The 23,279-nt window shown below is 44.8% G+C and carries 19 protein-coding genes; 2 read left to right on the top strand and 17 right to left on the bottom strand.

Annotated features, from left to right (window positions below):
* The 12 genes from mutS to rlmH form a co-directional block, all read right to left on the bottom strand.
* A complete protein-coding gene (mutS, locus tag Q0I54_RS05345; protein ID WP_296117068.1) occupies positions 1–2,658 on the bottom strand; it encodes a DNA mismatch repair protein MutS in 2,658 nt (885 codons plus the stop codon).
* Positions 2,659–4,257, bottom strand: a complete 1,599-nt coding sequence (locus Q0I54_RS05340; protein ID WP_296117066.1) for an NAD(P)/FAD-dependent oxidoreductase — start codon at positions 4,255–4,257, stop codon at positions 2,659–2,661.
* A gap of 68 nt (positions 4,258–4,325) precedes the next feature.
* Complete coding sequence (locus tag Q0I54_RS05335; RefSeq protein WP_296117064.1) at positions 4,326–5,594, bottom strand: aminoacetone oxidase family FAD-binding enzyme; 1,269 nt, start codon at positions 5,592–5,594, stop codon at positions 4,326–4,328.
* 11 nt (positions 5,595–5,605) lie between these two features.
* Positions 5,606–6,448, bottom strand: coding sequence for an HdeD family acid-resistance protein (locus Q0I54_RS05330; RefSeq protein WP_296117063.1), 843 nt, complete (start codon positions 6,446–6,448; stop codon positions 5,606–5,608).
* Positions 6,449–6,715: 267 nt separating this feature from the next.
* A complete protein-coding gene (locus tag Q0I54_RS05325) occupies positions 6,716–7,132 on the bottom strand; it encodes a hypothetical protein (protein ID WP_296117061.1) in 417 nt (138 codons plus the stop codon).
* Positions 7,133–7,199: 67 nt separating this feature from the next.
* Complete coding sequence (locus Q0I54_RS05320; RefSeq protein WP_296117059.1) at positions 7,200–8,858, bottom strand: polysaccharide biosynthesis protein; 1,659 nt, start codon at positions 8,856–8,858, stop codon at positions 7,200–7,202.
* A 51-nt stretch (positions 8,859–8,909) separates the two neighbouring features.
* Positions 8,910–10,025 (bottom strand): DUF3048 domain-containing protein, encoded by a 1,116-nt coding sequence (locus Q0I54_RS05315; RefSeq protein WP_296117057.1) that lies wholly within the window; start codon positions 10,023–10,025, stop codon positions 8,910–8,912.
* A gap of 34 nt (positions 10,026–10,059) precedes the next feature.
* A complete protein-coding gene (ybeY, locus tag Q0I54_RS05310) occupies positions 10,060–10,557 on the bottom strand; it encodes an rRNA maturation RNase YbeY (protein WP_296117055.1) in 498 nt (165 codons plus the stop codon).
* Positions 10,547–11,569, bottom strand: coding sequence for a PhoH family protein (locus Q0I54_RS05305; protein WP_296117053.1), 1,023 nt, complete (start codon positions 11,567–11,569; stop codon positions 10,547–10,549). Before Q0I54_RS05305 ends, ybeY begins: the two co-directional genes overlap by 11 nt.
* Positions 11,532–12,791: a sporulation protein YqfD gene (locus Q0I54_RS05300; protein WP_296117050.1), complete on the bottom strand. Its 1,260-nt coding sequence runs from the start codon at positions 12,789–12,791 to the stop codon at positions 11,532–11,534. The genes Q0I54_RS05305 and Q0I54_RS05300 overlap by 38 nt, the downstream gene beginning before the upstream one ends.
* A gap of 10 nt (positions 12,792–12,801) precedes the next feature.
* Positions 12,802–13,059, bottom strand: a complete 258-nt coding sequence (yqfC, locus tag Q0I54_RS05295) for a sporulation protein YqfC (RefSeq protein ID WP_296117048.1) — start codon at positions 13,057–13,059, stop codon at positions 12,802–12,804.
* Positions 13,060–13,137: 78 nt separating this feature from the next.
* Positions 13,138–13,617, bottom strand: coding sequence for a 23S rRNA (pseudouridine(1915)-N(3))-methyltransferase RlmH (gene rlmH / locus Q0I54_RS05290; RefSeq protein WP_296117047.1), 480 nt, complete (start codon positions 13,615–13,617; stop codon positions 13,138–13,140).
* A 138-nt stretch (positions 13,618–13,755) separates the two neighbouring features.
* On the opposite strand from rlmH, the gene Q0I54_RS05285 reads away from it, so the two are divergent.
* Positions 13,756–14,337, top strand: a complete 582-nt coding sequence (locus tag Q0I54_RS05285; protein WP_296117045.1) for a xanthine phosphoribosyltransferase — start codon at positions 13,756–13,758, stop codon at positions 14,335–14,337.
* Between the two features lie 102 nt (positions 14,338–14,439).
* On the opposite strand, the gene Q0I54_RS05280 is transcribed toward Q0I54_RS05285, so the two are convergent.
* Complete coding sequence (locus tag Q0I54_RS05280) at positions 14,440–15,759, bottom strand: MATE family efflux transporter (protein ID WP_296117043.1); 1,320 nt, start codon at positions 15,757–15,759, stop codon at positions 14,440–14,442.
* A gap of 142 nt (positions 15,760–15,901) precedes the next feature.
* Between Q0I54_RS05280 and Q0I54_RS05275 the strand changes: the two genes are divergently transcribed.
* Complete coding sequence (locus Q0I54_RS05275; protein ID WP_296117042.1) at positions 15,902–16,795, top strand: helix-turn-helix domain-containing protein; 894 nt, start codon at positions 15,902–15,904, stop codon at positions 16,793–16,795.
* Between the two features lie 40 nt (positions 16,796–16,835).
* On the opposite strand, the gene Q0I54_RS13280 is transcribed toward Q0I54_RS05275, so the two are convergent.
* The 4 genes from Q0I54_RS13280 to coaBC form a co-directional block, all read right to left on the bottom strand.
* Positions 16,836–18,605, bottom strand: a complete 1,770-nt coding sequence (locus tag Q0I54_RS13280; protein ID WP_367270782.1) for an HAD-IA family hydrolase — start codon at positions 18,603–18,605, stop codon at positions 16,836–16,838.
* Between the two features lie 194 nt (positions 18,606–18,799).
* Entirely contained in the window at positions 18,800–21,367 is a 2,568-nt protein-coding gene (locus tag Q0I54_RS05260) for a heavy metal translocating P-type ATPase (RefSeq protein ID WP_296117041.1), read from the bottom strand.
* Positions 21,368–21,405: 38 nt separating this feature from the next.
* Positions 21,406–21,735, bottom strand: a complete 330-nt coding sequence (locus tag Q0I54_RS05255; protein WP_296117040.1) for a metal-sensing transcriptional repressor — start codon at positions 21,733–21,735, stop codon at positions 21,406–21,408.
* A 351-nt stretch (positions 21,736–22,086) separates the two neighbouring features.
* Positions 22,087–23,274, bottom strand: a complete 1,188-nt coding sequence (gene coaBC / locus Q0I54_RS05250) for a bifunctional phosphopantothenoylcysteine decarboxylase/phosphopantothenate--cysteine ligase CoaBC (protein ID WP_296117038.1) — start codon at positions 23,272–23,274, stop codon at positions 22,087–22,089.
* Positions 23,275–23,279 lie beyond the last annotated feature (5 nt).

The following is a 23,279-nucleotide window of genomic DNA, read 5'->3' as shown; positions in this document are numbered from 1 at the left end:
CTACCAGCGATTTTTAATCTTATTCTGGATTTCATACAATTTGTTCATAGCCTCAAACGGTGTCATATTTGTCAGATCAATCTCACGGATCTCCCCGATGATGTCATCATCTTTCAACGTGTCAAACAGTGACATCTGCGCCATATCCACATCGTCCGGCTGTTTCGGTTTTGCCTTATGCTGTGCCGGAATCTCCGGAAGATTTGCGGCCAGATTGCTCATATTCGCACGCTCCAGTTCTTCGCAGATCACCTTTGCACGCTCGATCACCGGATCCGGAACGCCTGCCAGTTTTGCCACCTGGATACCATAACTTCTGTCAGCGCCGCCGGATACGATCTTTCGTAAAAATACAATATCGTCACCTTTTTCTTTTACGGCAATACAGTAATTATTTACATTGGAAAGCTTGCCTTCCAGTTCTGTCAGTTCATGATAATGAGTGGCAAACAGCGTCTTTGCTCCAAGGATTTTCGGATTGCTGATATACTCTACCACCGCCCAGGCAATAGATAAGCCGTCGATGGTACTTGTACCGCGGCCGATCTCATCCAGAATCAAAAGGCTGCTGCTTGTAGCATTTCTCAAAATATTTGCCACCTCGTTCATCTCTACCATAAAGGTACTCTGTCCGGAGGCAAGATCGTCGGATGCTCCCACACGGGTAAAAATACGGTCCACAATACCGATATTGGCACTCTGTGCAGGCACAAAACTTCCGATCTGCGCCATCAGCACGATCAGGGCATTCTGTCTCATGTAAGTAGATTTTCCTGCCATGTTCGGCCCGGTAATGATCGCAATGCGGTTATTTTTATTATCCAGATAGGTATCGTTTGCGATAAACATATCGTTATCGATCATTTTTTCCACCACCGGATGGCGGCCGCCCTTAATGTCCAGAATTCCTTTTTCGTTAATCTTAGGTCTCGTATAATCACTCTGCTCAGCTACAACGGCCAGAGAAGCAACTACATCCAGCGCCGCAACGGCTTTTGCTGTATGCTGGATGCGCACAACCTGATCTGCAATGGTATTGCGGATCTGACAGAAAATATCGTACTCCAGAGCTGTCAGTTTGTCCTCCGCACCAAGAATGGTTTCTTCTAACTCTTTTAACTCTGGTGTGATATAACGTTCCGCATTGGTCAGTGTCTGTTTTCTTGTATAATACTCAGGCACAAGATCTTTGTAGGAGTTCGTCACTTCCAGATAATAACCAAATACTTTATTAAATTTGATTCTCAGATTCTTGATACCGGTCTTTTCCCGTTCTTCCTCTTCGATCTTGGCCAGCCATGTCTTGCCCTCGGTCTTGGCATTGCGCAGATGATCCACCTGCTCATTATAACCGCTCTTGATCATGCCGCCTTCCCGGATGGAGATTGGCGGTTCATCTTCAATGGACTGACAGATCAGCTCATAAATATCCTTTAACGGATCCAGTTCTTCATCCAGTTCCCGCAGCAACGGTGTTTTCAGATCCTGAAGCAGCGTCTTGATGGCCGGAAGCATCTCAAGGGAAGAACGAAAAGCAATCAGATCCCGGGGATTTGCAGTCTGATAAACCACGCGGCTGATCAAACGTTCCAGATCATAGATCGGATTTAAATATTCCCGCAGTTCTTCTCTACAGATCATATTGTTTTTAAGTTCTTCCACTGCATCCAGTCTGGCCTCAATCTGCTTTTTATCGATCAATGGCTGCTCCAGATTGGCACGCAGCATTCTGGCTCCCATGGCTGTTCTTGTTTTATCCAGCACCCAGAGCAGCGAACCACGTTTCTGTTTTTCACGCAGTGTTTCTGCCAGTTCCAGATTTCTTCTGGTGGAACTGTCAAGCACCATAAACTTTCCGGTGGAATATGGTTCAATGGTGGTCATGTGATCCAGTGTCGTTTTCTGCGTTTCATACAGATATTTCAGCAGCGCACCGGCTGCTATCACGCCACAGTTATAATCACCAAGTCCCAGTCCATTCAGGGAAGCCACATGGAAATGATCCTTTAATGTAGTTGCTGCCAGTTCGTCTCCGAAATACCATGCATCCAGAGAATAGATTGTAATGCCAAGTCTGTGACGCAGGTCTTCCAGATCAATCCCGCTGACAAAAAATGCCTCATTGGAAATAATCTCAGATGGCATATATTTACTGATCTCATCTAACAGTTTGCGCTCAGAATCCAGTTCTGTCACATAGTAAGCGCCGGTGGTGACATCCGCCACGGACACACCGTATTTATTGTCCACGTACACCACACACATGATGTAGTTATTTTTTGTCTCATCCAATGCATTGGTATCCAGATTTGTTCCAGGTGTAACGATTCTGGTTACTTCTCTTTTTACCAGACCCTTTGCCTGCTTCGGATCCTCCACTTGTTCACAGATGGCCACTTTATATCCTTTGGATACCAGTTTGTTCAAATATCCTTCTACGGCATGAAAGGGCACACCACACATCGGTGCACGCTCTTTTAAACCGCAGCTTTTTCCGGTCAGCGTAATCTCAAGTTCCCGGGATGCCGTCAGAGCATCATCAAAAAACATTTCATAAAAATCACCCAGACGGTAAAACAGGATACAGTCTTTGTACTCCTGCTTTGTCTCCATGTATTTTTGCATCATGGGTGTCAATTCTGCTACATTTATCTCCATTTACTTTATCTCCTGTACGATCGCCTCTGCCACTTTTAATCCGTCCATGGCTGCAGACATAATACCACCGGCATATCCTGCGCCTTCTCCGCACGGATACAGCCCCCGGATCTCACTCTGAAAACTTTCATCCCTGTGAATCCGCACCGGGGAAGAGGTACGGCTCTCCACGCCGGACAAAATACAGTCCTCGCGGTTAAATCCACGGATTTTCCGCCCAAAAGCTTCCATTCCCTCGCAAAACGCCTCATTTACAGCTTCCGGAAACAGGCTTCTCAGATTTGCAAAGCCATGCAGACCTTTTACACAGCTATCAAAAGAACCGTATCCAGTGCTGGCTCTATTCTGTTTAAAATCACCATATAACTGCTGAGGCACTTTTCCCTCCGCAAGTTTCCATGTTTTTTCTTCTAACATCCGCTGAAAGGCAACGCCGGAAAGAGGATGTTCTTTATCTGGAAAATCTGCCGGAGTCACAGAAATAATGATGGCACTGTTTGCATTATGGCTATCACGTTTACGGTAACTCATACCGTTTACTGCCAGACAATTTTCTTCGGAAGAAGCATTGACCACGTAACCACCCGGACACATACAAAAGGAATACACGCCTCTTCCATTGGAAGCCTGATGTGTTACCTTATAAGCAGCTGTTGGCAGCAGTGTCATATCGGCACCGGTTCCATACTGGCTTTCATTGATCATCTGCTGTGGATGTTCCACACGCATACCTACCGCAAAGGATTTTGCTGCCATCGGAATCTGCCGCTCATACAGCATCTGAAACGTATCTCTGGCACTGTGTCCGATGGCCAGAACCACACCAGAAACTACCTTCCATTCCTTATGATTCAGCTCAATTTCCGAAATCTTCCCATCTTTGATATGTAAATCGGTCACCTTTGTGGAAAAATGGAAGGTTCCGCCAAGACCAATAATTTCCTGACGCATCCGCTCTACTACTGTGCGCAGGACATCTGTTCCCACATGTGGTTTTGCCACATACAAAATATCCTCCGGTGCACCAAATTTCACAAAAGTTTCCAGCACATACCGGCTGCGTCCGAATTTATCTTTTACTAAAGTATTTAACTTTCCATCAGAAAACGTACCGGCTCCGCCTTCTCCAAACTGCACGTTGGATTCGAGATTTAAACTGCCATCGCTCCAGAATGCTTCCACATCCTGCTGACGGGCAGATACTTCTTTTCCGCGCTCATAGATATTCGGGCAATAACCACACTGTGCCAGCAGATAAGCTGCAAACAGGCCCGCCGGTCCCGCACCTACGATTGCGATCGGTTGTTTTTCTTCTGCCGCCGTATCCTTTTTTTTCGGAATTTGATAAGTCACTGGCTGAATTTCCTGCACATGCGCATGATTTTTGCGGATTTTCTGCTGTGCATCCACCACAAGCCGCACTGTATACGTATAATTAAGTGTAGCTTTTTTTCTGGCATCCACCGACTGTTTCATGATCTGCATGGAGATCACTTTTTTTGTCGGAATCTGCGCCAGCGCACATGCCTTTTGAAAGATTTCTTCTTTTGTATGTGCCAGAGGCACAGAAATCTGTGACACTTGAATTGTCTTGTTCATATATTTCTCCAAATTATTCTGTTTCGTATTAGATATTTTACATACATTCGTGTTCGTTTCTTACTTTACTACTTTACGTCATTGTTTCTGACTTTGCAGCGCAATGCCGCCTGTCTGCCTGCCACTGTTCCACTGGACCAGGCCCACTGCAGATTATAACCGCCGCAGATGCCATCCACATCCACGATCTCACCTGCAAAATACAGTCCCGGTACTTTTCTTGACTCCATCTGTTCGGTCAGTTCTTCCACTGAAATCCCACCGCAGGTAACCTGTGCAAAAGAAAAATCCTTTGTTCCGGTTATTGTCAGTTTTACCTGTTTGAGCAAATGGATCAGCTCCCGCTGTAACTGCCGTCTCTTCGTTTCATTCACAGAAACAATCGTGCGCTCTCCCAGATGTTTTTGTGCACAAAGCATTGCTGCAAGTTTTTCGTTGACGATACCGGACAACAGTTCCTTCCAGGTCGTATCACCAGATACCTGGGTCATTTGGTTTTTCCAGAATTCGCGTAACGCATCTTCTGTATACTCTGGTGCAAAATCAAGCACCGCTTCCACTCTCTGATCCTCATCCAGCGCCAGTGACGCATACCGGCTCACCTGAAAAACCGGGATTCCGGAAATACCATAATCTGTCATCTGTACTTCCCCAATATCCTGCGCCACACATGATCCATCTACAAAAAGACTTATCGAAGCATCTGCCCGCACACCTGCCGTCTGCTTTAACCAGCCTGCCTCAGCAATCAATGCAGTCAGCGCCGGCAACGGCTTCTTCACTGTATGTCCTAATGCTTTCGCATAAATATAACCGCTTCCATCACTGCCGGTCTTTGGAGATGCCATACCTCCGGTTGCCAGAATACAACTTTTAGAAGCAAACAGACCGCTTTTTGTATCCAGCAAAAATCCGTCTTTCTCCCGCTGGATCTTCCGGATTCCAATACTGTTATACAGTTCAATCTGCAATACTTCCATGCGGCGCATCAATGCATTTCGAATGGTTGCTGCCTGCCCGCTTCTCGGATAACAGTAACCCTGCCGTTCTTTTGTCAGTACACCCAGTCCACGGAAAAATTCAATGGTATCTGTGGCGGAAAATGCCTCTAACATATGCAATACAAAGGCAGGGGTATCGCATCGATAAAAGCTCTCCCCCTGCATCAGATTCGTAAAATTGCATTTTCCATTTCCTGTTGCCAGGATCTTTTTGCCGGAAACTTCATGGTGATCCAGAATGGCTGTTTTTGCCCCTGTGGATGCAGCCTGAATGGCAGCCATCAGACCGGCTGCCCCTCCGCCAACTACAATTACATCATATTCTTTCTGTTTCACAAAAACTCCTCTTACTTATCATCCTCAAAAAAATGTAAAATTTCTCTGGTCATCTCATCGTCCAACTCATCATCTGATGCATTGTTCTCCTGCATCTCCTTTTTTGATACACTCGTAACAGGCTCAGCTGATACCACATCAGATTTTTTCAGTTTTTCTTCTTTCTCTGTATCAGGATCTGTTTTATCGGACTGTTTTTTAGTATCATTATCTGCCCGTTTTTCCAGCCCATCCCCTGCATCTTTGTCTTTTTTATCAAATGCTTTCTGTGCATGTCCTGCCAGTTCCAGTCTTCTGCTTGTGCGAATTGCAAAGATGAGATAGATCGGGCTGATAATGCTGATAACTCCGTCCGCGATCAGAATATAATAAATCACATCTTTATACTGGCTTACTTTTCCACCAGGATTCAACACGATCAGAATGGCCGCTGCCAGAAATACCAGTGCGATCAGCAGGAACACAAACCAGCCTTTGTTGTGCATACTCTTCAGATCAACCGCATTCTGCAGCTTGATAATGGCCGTCAGCAAAATGCAGATGCCGAAAAACAGTGAAAAATAGACGGCAATCTCATTGGTTCGAACCAGCATAAGGACTCCGATCAGCACGCACAAAACGCCCGCGGAGAAACCATATTTTCCAATATCCCGGTAACTTCCGGTCAGGAAATATTTCACGATCATAACAATACCGAATATCACAAAAATTGCTCCGGCAATATAAATAATATAAATCTCTTTAAACTGTGGAACAAATATCATTGCCAGTCCAAACAATATGTAAATGATAGCAATTCCAAGAATCATACCTGTTCCGATACCAATTCCCTTTTGTTTCTTCTCTTTTGACATCCCGGCCTCCATGATATATAACTATTACGCTTCTGTGTATCTCTGCAATTCTACACTCAGTCCGAGTTTTTTCCTCAGACTGAGATAAAAATCACTCGTGGTTCAGTATAGCACAAGCCACAGATTTTGGAAAGTCGTTTCCCGGGATTAATTTCTTGCTTTTTTCCAGAAAGGATCATTCTCTGCATTCTCTTTTTTACTCTTCTGTTTTGCATTTTTTCGTTCAGGCTTCCATCAACATTTCTGGAACATTTCATTCTTTCCCCGTCAGCTCGAATAATTTTCAAGAAAACTGTAAAGATTCTCCAGGGAAGAAAAGGAAATACCATTTACCGCATCATTTCTCAGATATTCAGGCAGATCGGATACCTTCAGGCTTGTCTCAAAATACAGCCGATCCGTGTCACTGAAATAAACGGACAGATATTCCCCGGATACTTTGACATAGTATTTTTCTTCTTTTAAATTATTCATGCTTTCCACCGTCGTGTTATCTGTACTGTTTTTCTGGACGGAAGCTGATGTATTTTCTTTCGTTTCATCATTTCCAGATGCCGTCTGAATTGGCGTTACATCTTCTGAAAGCTGAATGCCACCCATATAAAAGCCGCCCCAAAAAGCAGCAATGATCAATCCAGTGCAAATCAAAAAAGAAATGCGAATCATACGTGTCTGTTTCATCATACATAAACTCCTTTACACGTAGTATTCACATTTCTTCTTTTTTTATACAGATGAAAAAATCATCCTTTTATAATAAATGGAACTTCTTCGCAATGCGAATGATCAGTTCACCCTTCGGGAAACTGTGCAGTTCTTCTTCTGTCAGACCTTTGATCAACAGTAATGCAGCTGCATACACAACCATTCCAATCAGTACGGATACTCCCACACCAATCACATTGCTGTGTATTGCTTTATGGATCACAAAGTAAACCGCATATACTACCACACTCATGATCACGGACGCAATCGCCGGTTTTACAAATGTTTTCCTGATATCTGGTTTATACCCGGAATACTTTCTGACCGACGTACCGTTCAAAATACACATGATCAGAGAAAATGCAACGGTTCCAATACAAATACCATAAATTTTCAGATTCAGTCCGAACATGGCTGCAGCAATCACACCTGCATGGAGCACCAGCGCAATGGATGCATTTCGAACCGGAATTTTCATACGGTCGATACCCTGCAATACCGCATTGGACAATGTGGAAATCGAGTAGAAAATAACACTGATTCCACCGGCCTGCAGCAAATGCCCTGCCAGAGCACTTGACCCCGGAAACAAAAGCTGGATGATCGGATCTGCCAGTACCATAAGACCTGCGGTACACGGCATTGCCACAACCATGATAAAACGCATGGACATACCGATCTTTGATCTGACCTGATCATCATCTTTTTGCGCAAAAGCAGCAGCCAGTGCAGGTACACAGGAAGCTGCCAGTGCTGTGGAAATGGAAATTGGTACGTTCGTTAAAACACGGTATTTTCCAGAGAAAATCCCCCACCATTCGGACACATCCGTAGCAGAATATCCCTGAAGTGTCGCAATATTTTTAAATAACCACTGGTCCACGATAGATACCAGATTGTAAATAGTAGTACTGAGTAATACCGGAACGATCGTAGCGATCAGAATACCAAAAATCACACGGTAAGATTCCGGCTCTTTCTGTGCCACTTTCCGTTCCCGCTTCATAGCTTTGCGGAACTTTGGTAAAAACATGGAAAACACAAAGATGATAAAGGCAAGTCCACACAGAGCTCCCGCACTGGTTCCCAGTGTTCCGCCCGCAGCACCGTAAGCCGCATCATAATGTTCTTTACTTCCAAGTACGGTCGCAATTCGTTTACCATAAGCAAACAATACATAGGCAGCACCTACGCTGACTACCGCATTTACGATCTGCTCAATAATCTGGGATACCGCACTCGGGATCATGGTTCCCATACCCTGGAAAAATCCACGGAATACACCAAGTACCGCTACGATGATCAGTGTCGGAGCCAGTACCTGCAGTGCATACACGCCCAGTGGTGTCTGGAACAGCCGTGTCAGTTCTTCCGCGCCGAAAAATACGATAGCACAGGCTGCCGTACCGGTGATCAGCGCAAATAGCATAGCTCCCTTAAATACACGGTAAGCATTCTGCCGTTCCCCATTTGAAATTCGTGCAGAAACCATCTTGGATACCGCCATCGGCAGACTGTAAGATGATATCAGCAGCAACAAACTGTAAATCTCATATGCACAGCTGTAATAATCATTTCCATGATCACCAATGATCGCAGTCAGCGGAATTCGGTAAACAAGACCAATGACCCTGCTGACTAAGGATGCGATCGCCAGAATCGATCCCTGCACCAAAAAACTTGTATCATTTTTCTTCTTACTCATATAATAACCTCTTTTCCTGCTTTCAGGAAAACGCAGCATTGTCTGAGCAGCTTATCTGTTTGCATACTCTTCTTCGCTTGCATAAAAAGCGATCTTATCTGCATAGGTATCCTCGGTCACACATACCCATGTTTTTCCCTGATTTAATCGGATCTCAGATCCGCTCTCATCATAATATCTCGTCGGAGACTGCAGAGAATCTTTTTTCCATGTAATTGGAACCGCGGCACCATTTGTAACATAATACCCGGAACCGCCCGCCATGGTCTCCATATTCAGATATTCATCCTCACTGCTCATTCTGTTCCATCCGCAGATCTGGATGATGATGTTCTTTACTTCCACCTGTTTGCCGTTATTTCCATCTGTCTGAGCTTCCCCGTTCTGGAAACGTTTGTACAGCCCGGTTGTACTGTCATAGACAAACCACGGTTTGTTTACAAGATATCCCGGTTCCACCACAGCAGCCGCCTGTCCATTGTCCAGATAAAGCGGTGTATTGTCATCTTCTACAAACTGATAATGACCGGTATAATCTGCCTCATGCTGTGTGCGATATCCCTTGTAGGCAATACCTGCCACGATTCCCTCTCCGTCTGTATAGGCATTGTGTGGAGCTTTTCGATTAGAATCGCGGTGATACATGACTTTCTCCACACCACCGTCTAATCCGCTCAGATTGTCAACGTAATCTTCATTCAGAAGATCAACGGCATATTTTGCCTGACCATAATGTGCATAAATAGCGTCAAATTCCAGTGCCCAGTGCACATAATAATGGCGGCAGCTTCGAATGGACATGACTTTTTCCAGATTTGCATAATCCTGAAAAATCGCCATCAGACGTGTCTCCTGTCCTTCCACTGCAGCTTCATAAATAATATCCGCATCTGTAATTCCATACTGCGGTGTGGCAATCTTTGTATTACCAAGCATTACCGCAAACGGACGCTGCGCTGCTATTGTCTCGTCGATCCATTCTCCTGTCAGGTAACTGCGTGCCATTCCTTCTGGCACCGCCGGTTCCTGAACCTCAGGTTCTGCTTCGCTTACGGATGTTTCCTCCACCGGCTGTGACAATTCCGGTGTCGTTTCTTTTTTTCCGCATGCAGTCAGCATTGATAAGGATAACACCCCAACCAGTAACATAGCAAGTGCTTTTTTCATAAATTTACTCTCCTTTTTTCTTAATGACCCCTTTTTATCTTGTAATTCCCATGGTATCCAGGATTTTTCTCTGATGTGCCTCCATCAGTTCGGCTTCTTCCGGAACCATATGATCATATCCCATCAGATGAAGCATGCTGTGGGTGATCAAAAATGCGTATTCACGTTTTACACTGTGTCCGTACTCCTCTGCCTGCTGATATACCCGCGGTACACAGATCACGATATCTCCCAGAAGTACCTCGCCCGTATCCGGGTTGACACAGTCATCCAACTGGTCATCCACACCGTCGAAATCAGCTGGGTATTCATATGCGATCATTGGAAATGACAGCACATCTGTCGGTGCATCAATCTGTCTCATATCCAGATTGATCTCATGGATCCGTTCCTCATCCACCAGCGTCAGATTTACTTCCGCCTCATAAGGAAATCCTTCCGTATCCAGAGAATGTTCAATCACGCTCTCCGCCAGCTTTTTATAATGAAAAGAAAAACCCGGTGTCGTCTCACAGATAATATTAATTGTCATTTCGTCTTCCTCTGCTTTCTTTCTTACCGGAACGCGCGGAGCGTTCTTTTTTCAGCTGTGCACTCTCATATTCATCGTATGCTTTTACAATCTTCTGTACCAGAGGGTGACGCACGACATCCTGACTGGTCAGTTTGCAAAAAGCAATATCGTCCACATTTTTTAACACTTTCATAGCTACATCCAGACCGGATTTTGCTCCCGGAGCCAAATCTTTCTGGGATGCGTCACCGGTAACGACAACTTTTGATCCAAATCCAATTCGTGTCAGAAACATCTTCATCTGCGCCGGTGTCGTATTCTGAGCCTCATCCAGAATGATAAAGGCATTGTCCAGTGTACGTCCACGCATATATGCTAACGGTGCCACTTCGATCAAACCTTTTTCCTGATTTTTGATAAAACTCTCAGCTCCCATGATCTGATACAGTGCATCATACAAAGGACGCAGGTACGGATCGATCTTGCTCTGCAGATCACCGGGCAAAAATCCGAGCTTTTCTCCCGCCTCAATGGCTGGGCGTGTCAGGATGATCCTGCTTACCTCTTCATTTTTAAAAGCCGTGATCGCCATCGCCATCGCCAGATAGGTTTTACCGGTTCCCGCAGGACCGATTCCAAATACGATCATCTTATTGCGGATCTTATCCACATAATCCTTTTGTCCCAGTGTCTTTGGTTTTACCGGTTTTCCCTGCACGGTATGACAGATAATCTCGCTGTCTGCCTCCAGAAGCGGATGGTTTTTTGTACATCCACACATTTCAAGTGCATATGTTACCGTCTGTTCTGTAATATCATTTCCGCGCTTTGACATCCCGATCAATTCGTTCATGACTGCGCATGCTTTCTCCACATTGCTGTCATTTCCCATGATCTTTAAGCTGCCATCACGTACTACCATCGTAACCTGCAGATATTTTTCAATCTGTTTTAACCAGGCATCGAACTTTCCGAATACATTTGACATGTGTTCAATCGGAATGTCCAACATCTGTTGTGTCAATTCCATATGTGCCTGTTCCTTCCTGTCTCATCATCTTTTCCGTCTCTATCCGCCTGGTTGCCTTCACAACAACATTTAGAGACCCCTGCACGGAATTTTCCGTGTCAGTCCTTTTTATCATACCACTTTTCCCTGATATTTGAATACCTTTTTCTTCCAATTTCTTACAATAGTCTGTAAGTTTCTCTTCCGCCAGCGCTTTGGTCTCCGTTTTGCTGTAAGGAACTTTTTCCACAGTATAAGATTTCTTTTCCCTCAAGATCACCTGTACCGGCAGATAAAAATCCTTCCCGATGCATGGATACTGATAACTGCTGCGCACAAGAAATCCTTTTGTCTGGCGGTCAAAAAAAGAAATCTGACAGTTTCCCAGTACGAAAACAATGCCAAATCTGCGTTTTCCGGTCTTTTGATACACCGTTTTTTCCAGTGGAAACGTTATTTCAAAGGGAATCGTCATGCGAATATACACATCTGCATCCGCATTACAATACTCATACCCTGTCGTTTCTCCGCTGTCATCCTGCAATTCCAGCATTCCGCTAACCAGTGGCGTTCCTTTCTCCACCGTGTCACCTTTCTGCACCAGAGGTGTCCCCCGGCGCACTACGATAGAATCCACGGTTCCGGACACATCCGCCAGCAGATCTGTGCCATCTGTCTGGGAATCCTCCTGCTTTGCCTCAGCTCCCAGAAGCTGTTCCTGCACTTCCAGATACAGCCTGGTTCCAGCCATACGGACAGATACCCAGATAATATCCGGGAAATGATCCCGCAACATCAATTCTGTCTCTTCGCAGTCGATACCGCTTTTTGGCGTACCGTATCCAATGCCTTCCTGCTGCAGATAATCTGTCAGCACCTGCGTCGAATAACGGCTGTTTCCGGAGACATCCACCATCCAGATAAAACGCGACATGGAAAAAAGCACCACAAACAATGCAGCCAGCCCCACCAGAAAAAATCGGTGATGCCGGTAACGAAACCTTAAAAAAGGCAGTCCGACCCGTTTCTCGATCCGGATCCGGGTTCCGCTTTTTCGCAGCATCGGGCGCAGCCTGCGGAAAGCCTGCAGACTGATGCAAAAATGGTAGCCCTCACCATCCGGTTCAATATTCCACAGAACGATTCCCGCATTTCCACAAAGATTAAAAAAACGCTCCGGTGAATATCCCGTCAGGCATACATACAGATAACCCCGAAAAAATTTGATCACTTTCAACACCATACGCGTCTCCTCACATGCCATATTCCACTCGGTCGATTCTTCCTGTGATTCGCATATCTTCACTGGTGTAATATTCGATTTTTAACTGTTCCCCTGTAATTTCCACCTGTCCCTGTTTCAGGGAAAGCCGGATCTTATCCTGACGGTATTCCAAAATGCCCTTATAATTTTCCACCATTAAGTCACTTCTGCCGGTCACGGTAATAATTGCTGCCCCAAACATCAAATCCTTAGGCAGTTCCAGGCGCTTTGTCATCTGATCAGCCACTGTTTTGCTTTTTCTCTTCATACAACCAATATATGAAAAAGCTGTTTCCTTATAACTTCCGATTTACTATAACCCTTTTTATTTATGATATGGCTCCTTGCAGCTGATCCGGTATGCCCGGTACACCTGTTCCAGAAGGATCACACGCATCAGCTGATGCGGAAATGTCATATCCGAAAAACTCAGCAGCATATCTGCCCGGTTCAAAACTGCATCCGAAAGTCCCAGAGACCCCCCGATGACAAAACCGATATCACTAACTCCGTGAAGTCCCAGTGCATCTATTTTTTCTGAAAAAGCGACCGAATCCATCTTTTTGCCCTGAATGGCCAGCGCAATAATAAAACTGCCATCCTTCATCTGTTTCAGCAGACGTTCTCCTTCCTTTTCCTTGATCTGCTGATTTTGTAACTCACTGGCATGATCCGGCGTTTTCTCATCCGCCACTTCCACAATTTTCAGTTTACAGTACCGGCTCAGACGTTTTTCATATTCCTCAATGGCCTGACGGTAAAATTTTTCCTTGATTCTTCCTACAGTATAAATTGTTATGTTCATGAGCCCTATTATTTCACAACTGAATTTTTCTGTAAAGAAATTTTTCGTAATAGGCTTTTTAATGTAAAAAATATGTGCTATAATAATTGCAAATTATATTAACCGTATTATTCGGTGAAAACATAGTGGAGGAATATCATGCAGTTACTGGAAGAAAAGATTAAGACAGACGGCATTGCCGTTAATGAAGATATTTTAAAGGTAGACAGTTTTATCAACCACAAGGTAGACCCGTTCCTTATGAAAGAAATCGGCAAAGATTTCGCCGCACATTTCGCAGGTCAGGGAATCACAAAAATTGTTACCATTGAAAGCTCAGGTATTGCTCCTGCCCTTACTACCGCGATTGAGATGGGAATCCCGATGGTTATTCTGAAAAAACAGCCATCCAAAGTTCTGAACAAAAATCTGTATCAGACAATGGTTACTTCCTTTACAAAAGGAACAAGCTATGAACTGACCCTTTCCGCCGAACAGATTGATGAGACAGATCACGTTCTGATCATTGACGATTTCCTTGCGAACGGTGAAGCCGCTACCGGGGCAATCCGCCTGTTAAGAAAAGCTCATGCTACAGTTGCCGGTCTTGGAATCCTCATCGAGAAATCATTCCAGCCGGGTCGTGACAAACTGACTGAGCAGGGAATCCATGTATACTCTCTCGCAAGAATTTCCAAACTTGCAGAGAACCATATTGAATTCATTCCAGAAGAAGCATAATCAACTGATTTGTTTCAATAGCAATCGAAAAGCCGAAGCACAGGATTTTTCCTATGTTTCGGCTTTCTTAATTTCTGTATTTCTATTTTTATTCCTGTATCCCTACTTTTTGATACAATGCCGGAATGCCGGTATCAGAAACGCATCTGCAAAAATCCATGCCAGCACATTTGCGAGACAGATTCCCATAAATCCAATGGTCGGCGCCAGTGCAATACCCGCAATGGTTCGCGCGATCATCTCAAGCACTCCCGCAGTCATAGCAAAACTGGAAAATCCCATACCCTGGATGGAAAAACGCACAGTTCCTACCAATGTCAGCAGACAATATCCTAGCGTGCCGACAAGCAGATACAGAAAAGAATACTCTACTACTTCCGGATTCGGCTCACTCAGGAACAGCATTGTCATTGGTCTTCCCAGCAGCAATACAAGCGGAATACAGATTCCGGACCAGACAAATCCGCAGATTGATGCCTTTTTCAGTCCATCACTGACCCGTTCCTTTTTACCAGCGCCAATATTCTGCCCAACAAAAGGTGCCATGGTCTGTCCCAAGGATTCCAGCGGACATGTGATCAGATTGTTGATCTTCTGCGCTGCTGTCACTCCTGCCACAGCTACAGAGCCAAGCACATTAACAGCCGCTGTAATTACCAGTGTACCAATTGCAGTAATAGAATATTGCAGCCCCATCGGGATTCCGATACCGCATAAACGCATCGCATAACTTTTACGAAGCCGCCACTCATCTCTGGTTGCTTTCAGAATCGGGAATTTTTTCTTCATATAAAACAGACAGATCACACCGGAAATGCCCTGTGAAATTACCGTTGCGATTGCTGCTCCTGCCACGCCCAGAGGGATTGGGATCATCAGCACAAAATCCAGTGCAATATTTACCACAGAGGATAAAATCAGAAACATCAGCGGTGTCTTGGAATCACCAAGAGCTCTCGCCACACCTGCCAGGAAATTATACAAAAACGTGCATGGGATTCCCAAGAAGATGATCAGTATGTAAATATACGCATACTCGAAAATATCCTCCGGTGTCCGAAGAAGTACCAGCATATTTCTCGTGAAAATTGACACAAAAAATGTGATCACAATACTGAAAAAAACACACAGCCAGGTGCTGTTTGTCACATATCTGCGCAGATCCACCTCTTTATTCGCGCCAAAGGCCTGGGCGATTGGAATTGAAAAACCGTTGCATATACCGATGCAGAACCAAATGATCATAAAATTCAAAGAACCTGTAGCTCCAACACCTGCCAGCGGCTGTACACCGAGTACCTTTCCAACGATCATCGTATCCACCATACTGTACAGCTGCTGAAACAGCATACCAAGACACAGCGGAACTGCAAAATTTATTATGTGTTTCAGGGTAGAACCCGAAGTCATGTCCTTTGTCATAATATACTCCTCCTCAAATCGCTCTATGTTGAAACAATTTCAAAACTCACTATATACTATAGCAAATATCCTCTTGCATCCATAACAGAACTGACATAAAATATAACAAAAGCGACTTTTTTATATTCATTTGGAGATAATTATGAAAAATACTATAACAATCTCGGTTCAGGATGAATTTTGGGAAAACCGTGCCCACGGCGATACTTCCTTTCCCTGTGCTGCATACTATACTGATGCCAATACCCACGATATCCGCTGGCACTGGCATGAAGAATATGAATTATCCATTGTCCGAAGCGGCTCCTGCCCGTTATCTGTGGGAACCGACCATCTGACACTGCACGCCGGAGATGCCGTTTTTATCAATACCGGAACCCTGCATTCCCAGGAAACCACTAAGTCCACGAAAGACTTTTACAAAGAAGACCTTGTTTTTCACGGACGTCTGATCTATGGATCCAAGTATACCGTCTTTTGGCAAAAATACATGGCTCCCATTGCGACATCCAGTATTTCCCTGCCCTACATACACCTGACACCTGCGGTTCCCTGGGAAAAAGAGATCATTGATCTGATTTCCGATGCTACAGAATCTGCCCGTGAAAAGCCGTTTGGCTATGAATTTTATATCCGTGAAAAATTATCCCGGATTTTTCTTCTGTTAGCGCAAAACCGGACAGAGCTTGGCTCCCACAGTCGGGATGAAACTTCTCAGGAAATGCTGCATATCAAAAAAATGATCCGGTATATTCAAGCTAACTATACCGAATCTATTTCTCTGAAACAGCTGGCGCAGACTGCCAATATCTGCGAACGGGAAGTACAACGTTCCTTCCGCAATATCATCCGCCAGTCTCCGATCCAGTATCTGATCCATTATCGGATTGAGAAAGCCTGTCAAATGCTGGATTCCGGGGAGCAGAGTATCATTGATATCTGTAACAGTTGTGGATTTTCCAGTCCAAGCTATTTTACAAAAACATTCAAATCAATTATGGGATGTACCCCACGGGAGTATCGCAATACGCGATGACGTAAAAACAGGAAGGAATGTTTTTTCCTTCCTGCTGTCTTTATTCCGGATGGCATCTGCCACATGGTTCATAGCCCTGCTGCTGAAGTTCTTCCGCAGTTCCGGTAAATTCCTGACGATTATTTTCCTTAATATCCGCTACGCTGGAACAATCCGGCGTATGATATTTCATCGTATTTGTATTTAGCACATATGTTTTTTCCGTTACCTGAGCCTGCTGACTGGACGCTGTGGATATCTGAGACTGCTGACCAGACGCTGTGGATGCCGTCTGTGCCACAAGCTCCTCATCCGTTGCTTTCCGGCTCTCTCCGGTATTATAATCAATGATCACTCCCGGCTGTACATTGTAGACATAGACATTGTAGCAGACACCTGCGCCATTATCTTCTACAGATTTTGCTTCCATCTGTACTCCGGAGGCCACCAGGTTGTCTCCCTCAAAAATCGGAGTTACACGGTAGCGCACATGTGCATTGTTCTGTTTCACATAATCTGCGACTTCATCCTCAAAAGGTAACATTCCTGTCACATTCAGATAACGTGTTCCTGTGATCAGATTCTTCTCGTTTGCATTCTCACCACTGAGCTGATATCCGATCAGGTGGCAACGATTATACAAATAGTTTCCATCTATCCCCTCATATTTAACTGTATGCCAGCCGCTTGGTTTTATCTGACCAATGGCGCCACGTTCCTCTGTTGGCATCAAATCAATGCCAACGATTGCATCGGCCACGCCACATCGGCCAAGACTGTCCAGTTCTGAATAAACCTCATACGATGTCGTCTGCATGTCAGCATCTGTAAAATCAGGTATGTTATTGTTGATTGTTACATAAGGCTGACCGGAATACGCCGGAATGCTGTCTGGCGATATACTTTCGCAGTTCTGTGATACAGTACCACTGTCTGCAGACTGATCCTGCGATTCTGCAACTGCCTGACCATCAGTTTCTGCCTGTGTGGTACGTGGTTCCGGTGCCGGAGGCAGGGAACATGCCGAAGTAAGGACGGTTGCTACCACAATCAGCGGAATCAATACTGCACGCATTGTTTTTGTAACTTTATGTAACATATCTTTTTTCTTTTCGGATGTTGCAGATGCAACATCTGCATCTGACGCTTTTGTGCTTTCTACCTTTTTTGCATCTTTCCCTTTTCCGGTGTTCGAAGAATCTGCATCCATCTCATCGTCCACGACTCCTGCATTCTCCTTCAAAAATGCTCGCAGTTTCTCATAATCTTCTGTAAATACCATCGCCTGCATGCTGGCTTTTCGGGCACCTTCTACATTGTCTTCCCGATCATCAAAAAACAGACATTCTTCAGGATTTAACTGATATGTTTCTAACAGACATTCGTAAATCCGTACATCCGGTTTAATCAGATGTACATCTGAAGATACCATGACTCCATCAAAATCTTCCAATGAAGAAAATTTCGGAAAATACCGATAAAACTCATCTGCGGCATTGGAAAGCACATAGGTACTATACCCCCATCTTCGTGCATCCTCACACAACTTTACAGACTCCTCCAACGGCTCCATACAGATATCCCAGCCATACACACATTTTTTCAATTCCTCATGATATTGCTCAGGGATTCTTTTTGCCACGCTTTCATACATTTCCTCGATAGAAATCGTACCTCTGTCCCGTTCTACCCATTCCGGACCCTGAAACAATTCTTTTCGAATCAGATTTCTTGCTTGCTCTGATGAAACATATTCACGCAATGGAACTTCCGGATCGTAGCGCATCAGCACATTTCCCATATCAAATATTAAATTCTTGATTTTTGCCATAACTTACCTGCCTTTTTTAACCCAAAGAATGCCACTTTGCATACTCACATATAAAATCATATATGGAATACTCAAAGTGACATTCTTTTTTCTATAATTTTTATTTCCAAAATGCCTTTTTATTGATTTAGACATTTGCATCAAATCCCAGAATTTTTCTGCTCATCATTCATAGATCTGACGCCACAAATATCCTAACGGATTCCAGTTACCTCGTAACCTTCCTCTTCTACTGCTTTTTTCAGTGCAGCATCATCTACGGAACCAGATAACTGAACAACAGCAGTTCCTTTCTCATGGCTTGCTTCTGCGGATGCAACCCCCTCTAATACCTCTAATGCTTTCTTTACATGTGCCTCACAGTGTCCGCACATCATTCCTTTGATCTCGATTACTTTCTCCATGTCATTTACCTCCTGTTTTTCAGCCATTACGTCTGTATCGACTACACTCTGTACATCCTGCTGATCCTGATTCTTTTTATGATTTTTCTTCTTATCTCTCTTTGTACTGTAAACCTTTACAAAATTCAGACGCAGCGCATTGGTTACCACGCAGAAGCTGGACAAACTCATCGCTGCTGCTCCAAACATCGGGTTTAATTTCAGTCCAAACCAATGATACCACACTCCGGCGGCAATCGGAATACCTATTACATTATAAATGAACGCCCAGAACAGATTTTCGTGAATATTTCGAAGCACTGCACGGCTCAGGCGAATAGCCGCCGGCACATCAGAAAGACTGCTTTTTACCAGAACAACATCTGCCGCATCCAGGGCTACATCTGCACCTGCTCCAATAGCAATTCCCATATCCGCACGGGTTAATGCCGGAGCATCGTTGATTCCGTCACCGACCATGGCAACTTTTCCACGTTGCTGTAGTTCACGAATGACACGTTCCTTGCCATCCGGCAGGACACCTGCGATCACCTGATCTACGCCTGCCTGCGCACCGATTGCTTCCGCAGTACGCTCATTGTCACCGGTCAGCATAACAACTTCAATTCCCATATTCTGAAGCTGAGAAATTGCCTGCGGGCTGTCTTTTTTCATAACATCCGCTACCGCAATAATACCAAAAAGTTTTTCTTCTGTCGCAAAAAACAACGGTGTTTTTCCCTGATTTGCAAGTTCTTCTGCCTGACGCTGCATCTGCTCGGAAACTGTTGTTTTTCCGGAAACAAATTTCAGATTTCCGCCAAACACACGCGCACCGGAAACAATTCCTGACAGACCATTTCCCGGCATCACCTGAAACTCATCTGCCGCAGAAACCGTAATCTGCTGTTCTTCGCCATAAGCCACGATAGCTTTTGCCAGTGGGTGCTCACTCTTTAATTCCAAAGCTAATGCCGTCTGCATTAATGTATCTTTTGTGATACCCTCACACGGTATGATATCTGTTACTTTCGGTTCCCCCTGTGTGATGGTACCGGTCTTATCCAGTGCCACAATGTCTACTTTTCCGGTCTCTTCCAGAGATACCGCAGTCTTAAATAATACACCGTTTTTTGCACCTATACCGTTTCCAACCATGATTGCAACCGGTGTTGCAAGACCTAATGCACACGGACAGCTGATCACCAGTACGGAAATTCCTCTTGCCAGCGCAAAACCGAAATCACCGCCAACTAAAAGCCATACGATAATCGTTACTACTGCGATAGAAATAACTGCAGGTACAAAGATACCGGATACTTTATCTGCAACTTTTGCGATCGGAGCCTTTGTCGCTGCCGCATCACTGACCATCTGAATGATCTGGGAAAGTGTCGTATCATTTCCGACTCTGGTTGCTCGGCACTTTAAAAATCCAGATTGATTTAACGTTGCAGCGGAAACACTGTCTCCCTCGCCTTTATCCACCGGAATACTCTCACCGGTCAGCGCAGATTCGTTCAATGCGCTGTTTCCCTCAATGATCACACCATCCACCGGAACGCTCTCGCCCGGACGAACGACAAAAACATCTCCGATCTGTACCTGTTCCACCGGAACAGAAACTTCCTCACCATCCCGCAGGATCGTTGCTTTTTTCGGTGCAAGCTGCATCAGGCTCTTCAACGCATTTGTTGTTTTTCCTTTCGAATAAGCCTCTAACATTTTTCCAACTGTGATCAATGTCAGGATCATGGCTGCGGATTCAAAATAAAACTCATCCATGTACTGCATTACAGCCTCCATATCCATCCGCATCTGTGCGCCGGTCATGGCAAATAATGCGTACGTGCTGTAAGCAAAAGATGCACCGGAACCAAGTGCTACCAGCGTATCCATGTTTGGAGACTTATGCAGCAGACTTGTAAATCCACTGACAAAAAACTTCTGGTTGATGATCATGACCAGAATGGTCAAAAGCATCTGATACAGTCCCATGGCCACATGATTTCCCACCATAAAGGAAGGCAACGGCCAGTTCCACATCATATGTCCCATAGAAACATACATCAACGGAATCAGGATCACAACGGACGCGATCAATCGTTTCCGCAATTTTGGCGTCTCATGATCCTTCAATGCCTCCTCATCAAAGGCCGGTGCGGACATATTCTGTTCTCCGCCCTGCAAAGAAGCACCATACCCCGCCTGGGTAACCGCCTGAATAATATCTGATGGTGCTGCCGTACCTTCCACATTCATGGAATTGGTCAGCAGACTGACGGTAACGGTAGTTACACCGGGTACCTTCGCCACCGCTTTTTCCACATGAGCGCTGCAGGCCGCACAGCTCATGCCTGTTACAGAAAATTTATCCATAAAAACATTCACCTCGTTTATTCTATCTGCAAAATACGTTATTTCATCAGTTTCTGCATCGTTGTAACCAGCTCATCAATGACACTGTCATCACCATTTCGCACATTTTCAACCACACATGTTTTGATATGATTTGCCAGAAGCACTTTATTAAAGCTGTTCAACGCCGCGTTAATTGCTGCCACCTGTGTCAGGATGTCCACACAGTAGGCATCTTTTTCCAACATACCTTTCACGCCGCGCACCTGACCTTCAATGCGGCTGAGCCGGTTCATCAGATCCTTATATTCTTTCGCGTCACGTTCTTTTTTCTTATGGCAACAGCAACAGGATTCTTCCTGTACCGGAGCATGGTTCTCTTTATCCATATAATCTGTCCATTTCCTTTCAAAAATTGTCATTCATTCCTGTACACAGGCTCAGTGTATACCCCTATAGGGTATATGTCAAGTGTAAAAATCCGGAAAACACATCAATGATAAAAAATATCAAAAATGCATTTTCCGGATCTGTCAATTTCTTATTCTCTCTTTTTCAAACTCTTTTTTTATATTAACAGTTCACACGCGCCATTCGCAAAACGTCCCTTCAGGACTTCTCCGTAGCTACGCTACTATTTTTGCTCATAAAAAGGCGCTCCCTCCATCTTTATGTATCCTGATATCTCTTCATGCAAGCATGATCGATATCTGAATACATAAGATGAATGAACTGTAGCACTACATTCTTTCAAGAATGGTGTCCAGAATACAGCCTGCAGCCTCTTTTTTGCTCATCAGCGGCAGTTCTTTTTCCATATCATCTGCGATCAATGTAATCACATTGGTATCGGTGCCGAATCCGGCCCCTGTCACTTTCAGGTTATTGGCTACGATCATATCCAGATTTTTCTTTGCAATCTTAGTTCTGGAGTTTTCCAGCATGTTCTGTGTCTCCATGGAAAAACCGCATAAGAACTGATGTGTCTTGGAAGCACCAAGAGTTGCCAGAATGTCTTTTGTCCGTGTCAGCGGAATCGACATATCACCGTCTTTTTTCTTCACCTTCTCCGTGCTGACTTCTGCCGGACGGTAATCTGCCACAGCTGCCGTCATGATCACGATATCGGTATCCTCATATTCCTCAGTCACCGCATCATACATATCCTGTGCAGAAATCACTGGTTTCACATTGACGAACATCGGCGGTTCAATCGCACAAGGTCCTGTCACCAGTGTCACATCCGCGCCACGCAGCATCGCATTCTCTGCAATGGCATAACCCATTTTTCCGGTGGAATGATTGGTAATATAACGCACCGGATCAATGGCTTCCTGTGTCGGTCCTGCCGTTACCAGTACCTTTTTTCCTGCCAGATCTTTTTCAAAGGCGATCACGCGCATGATATGCTGGAACAGCACCTCCGGCTCCGGCATCTTCCCTTTTCCCACATCTCTGCAGGCAAGCATACCGCTGGCTGGTTCAATGATCTGCTTTCCATAGGAAGCCAGCACCTTTAAATTATCCTGCAGGATCGGATTTTCATACATATTTGTATTCATTGTCGGCACGATCAGCATCGGCGCTTTGCATGCCATCGCAGTAGTCGTCAACATATCGTCTGCGATTCCATGCGCCAACTTTCCGATCACATTTGCAGAAGCCGGTGCGATCATCATCACATCTGCCTGCTGTGCCAGGCTTACATGCTGTACATTAAACTGAAAATTCCGGTCAAAGGTATCCACCAGACATTTGTGTCTTGTCAATGTTTCAAATGCGGTTGGATGGATAAAATTTGTCGCATTCTGCGTCATGATCACATGCACATCTGCATGCTGTTTGATCAGCATACTTGCCAGTGATGCAATTTTATAAGCTGCAATACTTCCTGTCACACCCAGTACAACGGTTTTTCCTTTTAACATGATTT

Origin of the sequence: uncultured Eubacterium sp. (genome assembly GCF_934295145.1) — a bacterium.
GTDB lineage: Bacteria > Bacillota > Clostridia > Lachnospirales > Lachnospiraceae > Eubacterium_I.
Note: the sequence above shows the minus strand (reverse complement) of the source record. Positions and strands in the feature narration are given on the sequence as shown.